General features: G+C 65.4%; 1 pseudogene. It reads right to left on the bottom strand.

Features of this window, described 5'->3' with window-relative positions:
* Positions 1-1,201, bottom strand: a pseudogene (locus tag B8W69_RS29430) (IS481 family transposase); the annotation flags it as partial.
* Positions 1,202-1,306: the final 105 nt, after the last annotated feature.

Genomic DNA, 1,306 nt, shown 5'->3' with positions numbered 1-1,306 from the left:
GGTCCTGGTCCTGGTCCTGGTCCTGGTCCTGGTCCTGGTCCTGGTGCGCAGGGCCCGTTTGTTTCGTACCTCGCCGGTGCTGGTGCGTGCGGCGGTTTTGACGAGTTGATCGCCGATCCACAACCGCAGCAGCTCGCCATCGACGTGAACATCGCAGCGGGCGCCGGCATGGTGGCGCCCGACGCTGACCTGCTGCCAGGACACGCACACGATGCCGTTGGCGCACACCCGGCGGCTGACCCAGTCATCACCGGTGCGATCGCCGCCGGCCTGCTCAACGGTCGGCAGTGCTGGCGACCGGGCCGCGGCGGGGGCGAAACGTTGTGCGGGAGTGCTCATGTCTAGCGATTGGTGCGGCCGGGTGGTGTTGTAATAGTCCACCCACTCATCAAGGGCCTGCTGGGCTGCCTTCAAGTTGGCGAAAGCTGGCCTGTTGCTGAGGAATTCCGCGCGCATGCTGCGATGAAACCGCTCAATCTTGCCGGTGGTAGTCGGGCTGCGCGGTTGGGTCAGCAGGTGCTCGATCCCGTTTTCGCGGCAGATCCGATCAAAGAGCACCTCGACCACCGGGTGGTTGAACCGGCCGGTGAACACCTTGCCGTTATCGGTCAAGATCTGCTCGGGGACCCCGTAGCTGAGCAGGGCGCCCCGCAGTCCCTCGCAGACCGCGCCGGTGCGCTCCCGGGCCATCAGCCGGGAGTGATCATCGATCCCGGTCCAAGGCCTTGGCGCTCGTGCCATCCGCGAACGCAAAACCGCCCACGATGTCCATCTGCCACAACTCCATCGGCGCACCGCGTTCCCAGCGTTTCCACTTCCGGGAGCGCCGATCCCGCAGGCTCGGATCGATCATGCCCGCGCGCACCAACGCCCGATACGCCGCCGACTCCGAGGGCACCGGCCCTATCCGGCGCTTGGCCAGCTCGAACACCAACCGCCGCGGCCCCCAATACGGCCGCGACCGGCGCAACTCCAGCAGCGCCGCCTCCACCGCTGCGGGCATTTGATGCGGACACGACACCGGCCGATGCGACCGATCCACCAGCCCGTCCAGGCCCAAGGCCTCATACCGGGCCAACCACGAGTGCAGCGTCTGGCGCGACACCCCAACCTTCTCGGCGACCTGCGAGATCGACAACCCATCACTGATCACCGCCAACACGGCCTGATACCGCTGCTCGGCCACGCTCAACTCCCTCATCTAGGGAGTGTCAAGGATCAGCCGAAGTAACTGTCAACCATCAACCGAAACACTGTCAGCCATCACCCGAAGACAAAATGTCAAGCATCAACCGAGGTCATACAC

It is taken from the genome of Mycolicibacterium vulneris (genome assembly GCF_002104765.1).
In the GTDB taxonomy this organism is placed as follows: Bacteria; Actinomycetota; Actinomycetes; order Mycobacteriales; family Mycobacteriaceae; genus Mycobacterium; species Mycobacterium vulneris.
The sequence above is the reverse complement of the archived record's forward strand: the minus strand, read 5'-3'. Positions and strand labels throughout refer to the sequence as shown.